7 protein-coding genes are annotated in these 8735 nt (G+C 61.4%); 4 read left to right on the plus strand and 3 right to left on the minus strand.

The window, feature by feature from the left end; translation table 11 throughout:
- The first annotated feature begins 917 nt into the window (after positions 1–917).
- Together ACTO5E_RS08930 and ACTO5E_RS08935 are read left to right on the plus strand one after the other, a co-directional pair.
- On the plus strand, positions 918–2537 hold the full coding sequence (locus tag ACTO5E_RS08930; protein ID WP_482303070.1) for an S-layer homology domain-containing protein: 1620 nt from the start codon (positions 918–920) through the stop codon (positions 2535–2537).
- A gap of 9 nt (positions 2538–2546) precedes the next feature.
- Positions 2547–3047, plus strand: coding sequence for a hypothetical protein (locus tag ACTO5E_RS08935; protein ID WP_482303071.1), 501 nt, complete (start codon positions 2547–2549; stop codon positions 3045–3047).
- Positions 3048–4025: 978 nt separating this feature from the next.
- Here ACTO5E_RS08935 and ACTO5E_RS08940 read toward each other — a convergent pair.
- Positions 4026–4253 (minus strand): hypothetical protein, encoded by a 228-nt coding sequence (locus ACTO5E_RS08940; RefSeq protein WP_482303072.1) that lies wholly within the window; start codon positions 4251–4253, stop codon positions 4026–4028.
- A 70-nt stretch (positions 4254–4323) separates the two neighbouring features.
- A complete protein-coding gene (locus ACTO5E_RS08945) occupies positions 4324–5190 on the minus strand; it encodes a polysaccharide deacetylase family protein (RefSeq protein WP_482303073.1) in 867 nt (288 codons plus the stop codon).
- 842 nt (positions 5191–6032) lie between these two features.
- Between ACTO5E_RS08945 and ACTO5E_RS08950 the strand changes: the two genes are divergently transcribed.
- Positions 6033–6746 (plus strand): response regulator transcription factor, encoded by a 714-nt coding sequence (locus tag ACTO5E_RS08950; RefSeq protein ID WP_482303074.1) that lies wholly within the window; start codon positions 6033–6035, stop codon positions 6744–6746.
- Positions 6724–8373, plus strand: coding sequence for a sensor histidine kinase (locus ACTO5E_RS08955; protein ID WP_482303075.1), 1650 nt, complete (start codon positions 6724–6726; stop codon positions 8371–8373). Before ACTO5E_RS08950 ends, ACTO5E_RS08955 begins: the two co-directional genes overlap by 23 nt.
- A gap of 54 nt (positions 8374–8427) precedes the next feature.
- Here the strand turns inward: ACTO5E_RS08955 and ACTO5E_RS08960 are convergent.
- A partial coding sequence (locus ACTO5E_RS08960; protein ID WP_482303076.1) for a hypothetical protein occupies positions 8428–8735 on the minus strand: 308 nt, incomplete at its 5' end.

The raw sequence follows: 8735 nt of genomic DNA on the forward strand, positions 1-8735 counted from the left end.
GACGCTATTAGGTTGCCCGACTTTTGGGCCCTGCTGAGAGCAAGGCCCCACCACGACGCTATTGGGTTGCCCGACTTTTGGGCCCTGCTGAGAGCAAACTCCTACCACGATGCTATTAAGCCGCCCTCACCACACCCCGCGTTGACAGTACCTATAAAGTCGGCCTCGTTAACTAACGCCCCACGAACCCCCGCCGCCCCCACCCACCCCCAAACCGCGGCCACAAGCCCAACTACCAGCACCCACCCCGCGCTGTCAGTGCCTATGAATTGAGTTCGCCAACTCACTGATTTGCGATTCAGCCACGGTGTCGCGCTGAAAAAGTCCGCGGCCAGCAGCCGTAACAAACCGCGGCCACAAGCCTCGCTACCCCCTCCCACTCCGCGCTGGCCTGCCAGCGCGCCCCGCGAATTGGGTCCAGCGTCACGCTGGGGGCCTGCTATGTCGGCCTTGTCAACCAACGCCCCACAAACCCCCGCTGTCAGCACCCACCCCCAAACCGCGACCACAAACCTCGCTCCCCGTACCCACCCCGCGCTGTCAGTGCCTATGAGTTGACTTCGTCAACTCAGCACCCCACGAATTAAGTCCAGCGTCACCCTGGCAGAGCCCTTAAAAAAGTCCGCGGCCAGCACCCGCAACAAACCGCGACCATAACCCCCAACTCCCCCCACTACACCCCGCACACAGGGGGCCTGTTATATCAACTTTGTCAACCAACGCCCCATAAACCCCCGCTGTCAGCACCCACACCCAAACCGCGACCACAAGCCCAACTACCAGCACCCACTCCGCGCTGGCCTGCCAGCGCACCCCGCGAATTGGGTCCAGCGTCACGCTGGGCCAGTGTTACGCTGGACATTTGTCGATTGGTGTGGTATAATGTATCAATAAATTCCTCTTGAAAGGAGAAATGTATGAAAAAGAAACTGACGCGCGGCTTTGCGCTGCTGCTGATTGGGGCCCTGCTGTGCGGGGGCCTGCCGGTGTGCGCCAGCGCCTCACGGTTTATCGACGTGCCCGCCGGGGCCTGGTATGCCAACGCGGTGGAGGACATGGCCCAAAAGGGCATTATCAGCGGCAAAACCGCCAACACCTTTGACCCCAACGGCACCCTCTCCCGGGCGGAGTTCGCCACCATGATCTCCAAATGCGCCCTCACCAGCGCCGAGCTCAAGGAGTACGACTTTAAAAGCCGCTTCTCCGACGTCTCTAACAGCCACTGGGGCAAAAAAAGCATCAACTGGGCCAGCGAGGCCGGGGTCATCAGCGGCACCGGCGGGGGGCTGTTCAACCCCTCGGGCAAGGTGACCCGCCAGGATATCGCCGTGATGGTCTACCAGTTTGTGCAGGCCACCGGCCAGCAGCTGCCCGCCACCCAGGGCCCCATGCTGTTTGTGGACAAGGACCAGATTTCCGGCTACGCCAGGGCCAGCGTCACCGCCTGCCAGCGGGGCGGGGTCATCTCCAGCCGGGGGGACATGCGCTTTGCCCCCAAAGGCACCGCCACCCGGGCCGAGGCCGCGGTCATCCTCTCCAAGCTGCTGCAAAACATCCGCTCCTCCGGCTACAAAATCATCCGCAAGCGGCTGTACGGCACCTCCTTCCGGGCCGTGGAGTTTGACCCGGACAAGTTCACCGCCGGGGTGGCCATGCCCAAGGGCCGGGTGCGGGGGGGCGAGAGCGTGGGCTCCATGGTCAGCCGCACCGGGGCCAAAATCGCCGTAAACGCCGCCTTCTTCGACATGTCCAGCTACGAGGCCCTGGGCACCATAATTGACGACGGCAGAATTATTACCACCTTCGAGCGGTATTCCCCCGCCAAGTCCGCCATTGTCATGGATTCCTCCGGCCAGTTCTCGGTGCAGAACTTCGCCACCCGCATCAGCGGCACAGTCACCGCTGCCAACGGCGGACAGCGCACCGTGCCCGGCCTGCTGGTCAACCGCCTCCCCGGCAACAACGACGGCAGCCGCATTGTCTTTACCCGGGACTGGGGGGAGAGCCTGGGCTTTACCGCAGGCTTTGCCGCTGTGGTGGACAGCCGGGGCATGGTCACCGGGGTCTACCGGGGCCAGAACGTGAGCATTCCCGCCAGCGGCTATGTGCTGGCCCTGCGCACCCCCCGGGGCGACGCCTTTGAGGCCGCCTTCTCCACAGGGGCCCACATGGAGCTCTCGGTGGAGTATGAGGGCGCGGACTCCCAGGACATCCTCCTCTCTCTGGGCGTGGGCCCCAAAATCGTGGAGAACGGCGCGCCCTACGGCAACAGCTCCACCTATGCCCAAGAGGGCTTCGCCACCCTGGACACCGGCCTGGGGGTGCGCCGGGTGTGCATCGGCGTGCGGTATGACGGGAACCTGGTCATTCTCACCGCAGTGGGCAGCCTGTATGAAATGTCCCAGATCATGGCCGCTCAGGGCTGTCAGTCCGCTGTCAACCTGGACGGCGGCGGCTCTACCAACCTGTATGTGAACGGTCAGTGGCTCTACGGCCCCCAGGACCGGCTGCTGAACAACATGCTCTACTTCAAGTAGAGGGACAGCATGGGACGTCTGGGTTTTTCCTACATCGGGGCCATTTGGCTGGCCATGCTCCTGGTCCCCAGCCTGCTGTGGGCCCGGCATATGCCCCAGGGCTGCACCGCCCAGGGGGAGAACCGGGGGCTGGTCCTGCTGGAACGGCTGGGGCAGGCCGCTGTCACCTGCTGCGCCCTGGTCTTCACTGACTTCAACCTGCGCCCCTGGTCCCCCTGGAGCCTATGGCTTGCCGCCTCGCTGCTGCTGATGCTCCTCTATGAGCTGTGGTGGCTGAGGTATCTCCGCAGCCCCCGCCAGCCAGAGGACCTTTACCGCAGCCTGCTGGGCGTCCCCCTGCCCGGGGCCGTGCTGCCGGTAGCGGCTTTCCTGCTGCTGGGGCTCTATGGCCGGGTGCTGTGGATGCTCCTGGCAGCAGCCCTGCTGGGCGTGGGGCATATCGGCGTCCATTGGGGCCACCGCCAAACCCTGAGGGCACACAAAAACACCCCCGGCCAGAACAGGCCCTGAGAGGCCCTCTAAGGCCGGTGACAGGGCGGCGGGGCTCTGCCCCTCCTGCCAGCCGGGAGGGGCCCTGTAGGGGCTCTCCGGGGCCGGAAATGGGGGTATGGAGGCTTGGGACCCTTCGCTGGTCAAAATAACCGCCTGTGCGGCTGACTGCGGCAGGCTTCGCGGCAGTCGAGAGAATGGCGGGGCTGGCCGCAGTGTGGACACCCGGTGCCCCTCGCCGGTCAAAATAACCGCCTGTGCCGGTTGACTGCGGCGGGCTTCGCGGCAGTCGAGAGAATGGGCAGCTGGCCGCAGTGTGGACACCCGGTGCCCCTCGCTGGTCAAAATAACCGCCTGTGCGGTTGACTGCGGCAGGCTTCGCGGCAGTCGAGAGAATGGGCGGCTGGCCACGTGTTGGGGTTGGGGGGACAGTCTTCTCCCCCGACGTTCGCCTGCCTCTCCCGGCGTTTACCCGCTCTCCCGGCGTTTGCCCGACAGAAGGAGGCCCCCGCCAGCCATTGCAAGGCCAACTCTGACACTCCTGCTCCTGCCAACCATAGCAGGCCCTGAGAGGCTCTCTAAGGCCGGTGACGGGGCGGCGGGGTTCTACCCCCTCCTGCCAGCCGGGAGGGGCCCTGTAGGGGCTCTCTGGGGTCCGGGAGCGGGGGTGTGGAGGCTTGGTGCCCCTCGCCGGTCAAAATTATCGTCTGTGCGGCTGACTGCGGCAGGCTTCGCGGCAGTCGAGAGAATGGCGGGGCTGGCCGCAGTGTGGAGGCTTTCGCCCCGCTTCACTGGTCAGAAAAAGAAAAACGCGCTTTCCGGCGGACCGGAGAGCGCTTTTTTTAGAACTTGTACCAATCAGATTTATGCCTGTATTTTCGAGCAAATTTTGCTGTTGCCAAGGCGCAAATCCGCAGGCAATCCCGTGAGTGGTCTGCAACACAGCCAACCGTGAAATTCGCCCAAAAGGCAGGTGCAAACTCCTGTTGGCACAAGTTCTTATAGCTTGAAGTCCTCAGGGTCCCAGCCCCCGGGGCGCAGGCTGGGGGCTGGCCGGGGCCGGCGGGCCAGGGGGTCGTAGCGGAACTTGGGGCAGCCCCCCTCTGGGCCGGGCCTGCGGCCCAGCGCGCACACCGGCGCGCCCTGGACCCCGCCGTTGCGGCAGCAGTAGGAGCAGTCCGGCGCAATGGAACGCCCGAAGGGCAGAGATTGTTTTTTCTTGAACACGAAGCATCACCCAGCACCAGTATACACCCGGGGGCGGCAAAAAATCAAGCCGCCGGAGAAATTTCTTTTGTCAGCCCGCCCCGTAAAGGCTCTGAAAATCCGGCGGAGCCTCCTGCTCTTCTCCCAGCAGGGCCCCCAGGTCCCCGAAGCTGTAGCCCAGCTCCTCCCATCTGCCCAGCAGGTCGTCCATAATGTCCCCGTTGGTCTTGGAGGTGCTGTGCAGCAGCACCACAGCCCCTGGGTGGGCCCGGGGCAGCAGCTTGTTGTAGGCCTGCTGGGGGGTGGGCTGGTCGTTCTCATACCAGTCCACATAGGCCAGGCTCCAGAACACGGTTTTGTAGCCCAGCTCCTGGGCCATTTTCAGGTTGCTCTCGCAGAACTTCCCCTGGGGCGGGCGGTAGAGCCGGGGCATCTCCTCCCCCACTGTCTGCTGGTACAGGGCCTCGTTTTTTTCCAGCTCCTGCCGGAAGCTCTCCCGGCCGCTGATTTTCGACATGTCGGGGTGGCTGTAGGTATGGTTGCCCACGGTGTGGCCCTCCGCCGCCATGCGGCGCACCAGGTCGGGCTGGGTCTCAAAATAATTCCCCACCAGAAAGAACGTGGCTTTGGCCCCGTGCTTTTTCAGGGCGTCGAGAATTTTTTCGGTGTTGCCGTTCTCAAACCCCGCGTCAAAGGTGAGGTAGAGGATTTTCTCCTCAGTGGGCACGCAGTAGACGCTGTCGAACTGGGCCAGATAGTCCGCCGTGGCGTTGGCCGTGGGGGGCTGGCCCTCCTGCTGAAAGCTCAGGCCCCAGTTGGTGACCCCGGCGCTGGCCGCCACGCTCTCCCTCTGCCGGCCCGCAAGCTCCCACAACGCCGCCGCGCCCAGGGCCAGGGCCACTGCGGCCACTGCCAGCGCCGGCCAGCTCCGTTTGAGAAACGCCGTCGCTTTGCTCATGGTTATCCCGCCTTTCTCTTACAGGGTATGAGGCAGGGGGCTGGTTTAAGAACAGGGGGCTTGGGTTTCTTTTAAAAAACAAAAAGAGAATGGAGATGGGAAAGCCCCCTTTGGGGGTTTGGGGGAATGTCTTCTTCTTTTTCTTTTTCTTCTTCTTTATCTTATATGTCTATCGTTTCTCCTATCGAATGCGCTGCGTTTTTGCTCTCGTTTTCCCTCTTGCTTTTACTATCGCTTTTACTATCGCTTTTACTACGCATAGGCTTCTTCGGGGTTGGTATTTTGGGGCGGGGGGGCGGGAGAAAAAATAATATTATTTTTATTTTCTTTTTTGTTTCAGATTCTCTTGGCGGGAGTACCGGCAAGCCCTTTCTCCTGAATTTACCGGCTGCTAACAGGCCGCTGGTCTCCCTTTGGTCGACCTCGCTAGGTGCCACGGCGGCGCAGCTTTACTCCGTTCCCACCGCTCTCGTTAGGTGGACTTGTACCTCGCCCCTTTGTTGTCTGCGCCGCCTAAGTTCAAGGTCAAGGTCGCCTCCGGCGGCCGAGTTCACGAAGTGAACTCGCAGGCTCTGCCTTAAGAATCCGCCAGGGGCCTAACGCCCCTGGACCGCGTAATTTGCTTTCCTTAGAGGTTTCAACACACAAGAGTTCGCAACGCGAACTCGGCGACTTGCGCACCGCGCAAGTCGGAGGACCGCGCAATCTGTTCTCCTCCCGCCCGCGATAGCCCCCCTTGATTTTTGCCGCCGGATGATGTATGATTTTCGTAAGATTTTCCGCCCCCTTTCTTAAGAATTCCCCTCTATACTAAAACCAACCTGTACAAGGAGGCCCCCTCTATGGAACCCGAAAACAAAAATATTCTCGTGGTCGACGACGACCGGGAAATCGTCCGCGCCATCGCCCTCACCCTGGAGGCCGAGGGCTATTTCGTCTATAAGGCCTACGACGGCATGGAGGCCCTGGACCTGGTGGCTACCCGCAACATCCACCTTATTATTATTGATGTGATGATGCCCCGCCTGGACGGCCTCTCTGCCATTATGCGCATCCGCGAGGGCAAAAACCTGCCCATCATCGTCCTCTCCGCCAAAAGCGAGAACAGCGACAAGGTGCTGGGCCTCTCTATGGGGGCCGACGACTATGTCACCAAGCCCTTCAACCCCCAGGAGCTGGCAGCCCGGGTCAAGTCTCAGCTGCGGCGCTACACCAGCCTGGGCGACATCAACTCGCAGGGAGAGAACGTGATTATCAACGGGCGGCTGCGCTTTCATCTGGACGAGCATGTGCTGTATGCCGACGAGGAGCCGGTGAAGCTCACCGCCACCGAGACCAAGATCGTGGAGCTGCTCATGCGCAACCCGGGCCGCATCTTCCCTGCCGAGGAGATTTACAGCAAGATATGGAACGAGTCGGCCTATTCTACAGAAAATACTGTGATGGTACACATCCGGCGCATTCGGGAGAAAATTGAGATCAACCCCAGCGAGCCGGAATATCTGAAGGTGGTGTGGGGCATTGGATACAAATTTGAAAAGCACGAACACCTTTAAGGGACTTCTCTCCTGGGCCTGCCTGCTGCTGGTGCTGTGCGCCTGCTGTCTGGCGGCGGTGTTCGCGGCGCTGGTGCTGGTCAACCCGGGTATGCTGGAATACGCCGCCGGGAGCGTGCAGGACTTTGCCGCCACCGTCCCCCCCAGCCTGCAGGAGCGTTATAACGAAGCCGCCGGCGTGTGGGAGTATACCCAGACCCCTGGGGGCGAGAACCTTGTGTATGAATACGGGCTGAAAATCGGCTGCGCGGCGGCCATTCTCATCACAGCCCTCACCCTGATCTTTGCCTTCCGCCGGGACCGCCGGGCCTTTGAGGGCATGGTAGCCCGGGGGCTGGGCCGGATTTGGGTGGAGGCAAAGCTGCTGGCTTTGGGGCTGCTTTTTCTGCTGGGCAGAAGCCTGCTTGGCTGGACCGGCACGGAGCGGCTGTTTCTGTTCTGCGTGGCCGGGGTGCTGGCGGTCTATCTGCTGTGCCTGGACGTGGGCCGCAACCACCGGTTTTTCGGCCACAACATCATCCACTCCATTCTGGTGCGGGTCAACCGCTATGGGGACATGACCACCTTTGAGCAGCGGGCGGTGCGCCGGGTGTACAGCACCATTTTGATTGTGCTGGCCCTGGCGGCTCTGGGCGCGGCGGGCTTTGTTGCCGTCATGAATCTCCTTTCCGGCAGGCCCGCCCCCATCCGGGACAAGCTGGCCCTGACCATCCCCCTGATTGCCACTGCCGCCGTGGTGGGCACGGTGTGGTGGTACATTCTGGCCCTGAAGCGGGACCTGCGGGACTGGCACCTGCTCATGGACCAGATTACGGAAATGTACGGCGGCGACCTGAACGCGGTGAACCATGTGCCCCCCACCAGCAACCTGTACGACTGCGCCATGCAGCTGAACATGATCCGCACCGGCGTACAAAAAGCGGTGGAGGAGGGCACCAAAGCCGACCGCACCAAAATCGAGCTGATCACCAATGTGTCCCACGACATCAAGACCCCCCTGACCTCTGTCATCAGCTATGTGGAGCTGCTGAAAAAGGAGCCCGGCCTGCCGGACACGGCCAGAGACTATGTGAACATCCTCAGCCAGAAGACCCAGCGGCTGAACAGCATTGTGCAGGACGTGTTCGAGGTGTCGAAAGCAGCCACAGGCAACATCAGCCTGAACCTGGCGGACCTGGACATCGGGCGGCTGCTGCAGCAGACCTTTGCGGAGATGGAGGAGACGGTGCAGCGCTCTCAGTTACAGTGGCGGGTAGACATTCCCGACGCGCCCATGACTGTCCACGCGGACGGCCAGCGGCTGTACCGGGTGTTTCAGAACCTGATTCGCAACTGCGCCCAATACTCCCTGGAGGGCTCCCGGGTGTATGTGACCCTTTCGGCCCAGTCGGGAATGGCCCAGGTGAGCGTCCGCAATGTGTCGAAAACAGAGATCACCATGAACGGCGAGGACCTGACCGCCCGTTTTGTGCGGGGCGACCAGAACCGCACCACCGAGGGCAGCGGCCTGGGGCTGTCCATTGCCAAAAGCTTTACCGAGGCCTGCGGGGGCCAGTTCTTTGTGCGCACAGACGGAGACCTGTTCGTGGCCACGGTGCAGCTCCCTCTGGTAGAGGCGAAGGGGTGATTTCCTCCCTCTGGGCGGGGCCGCTTTCCTGTGCAAGAATGTCCCCAGAATATTTCAGGATAGCAAACCCGCAAAGGGTTTTGAACGCGATTTCTTTTTTGTTTCAGCCTTTCTCGACAGGAGTACCGGCAAGCCCCTCCCCCTGAATTTACCGGCTGCTAGCAGGCCGCTGGAAGAAAAAATAATATTATTTTTAATTTTCTTTTTTGTTTCAGCCTTTCTCGGCAGGAGTACCGGTAATCCCCTTCCTCTGAATTTACCGGCTGCTAGCAGGCCGCTGGAAGAAAAAATAATATTATTTTTAGTTTTCTTTTTTGTTTCAGCCTTTCTCGGCAGGAGTACCGGCAAGCCCTTTTCCCTGG

This window comes from Acutalibacter sp. (assembly GCF_056800975.1).

Excerpts from the sequence above, each read along its gene's own strand:
- ACTO5E_RS08935 (WP_482303071.1), top strand. The coding sequence starts at position 2,547 with ATGGGACGTCTGGGTTTTTCCTACATCGGGGCCATTTGGCTGGCCATG.
- ACTO5E_RS08950 (WP_482303074.1), top strand. The coding sequence starts at position 6,033 with ATGGAACCCGAAAACAAAAATATTCTCGTGGTCGACGACGACCGGGAA.
- ACTO5E_RS08930 (WP_482303070.1), top strand. The coding sequence starts at position 918 with ATGAAAAAGAAACTGACGCGCGGCTTTGCGCTGCTGCTGATTGGGGCC.
- ACTO5E_RS08945 (WP_482303073.1), bottom strand. The coding sequence starts at position 5,190 with ATGAGCAAAGCGACGGCGTTTCTCAAACGGAGCTGGCCGGCGCTGGCA.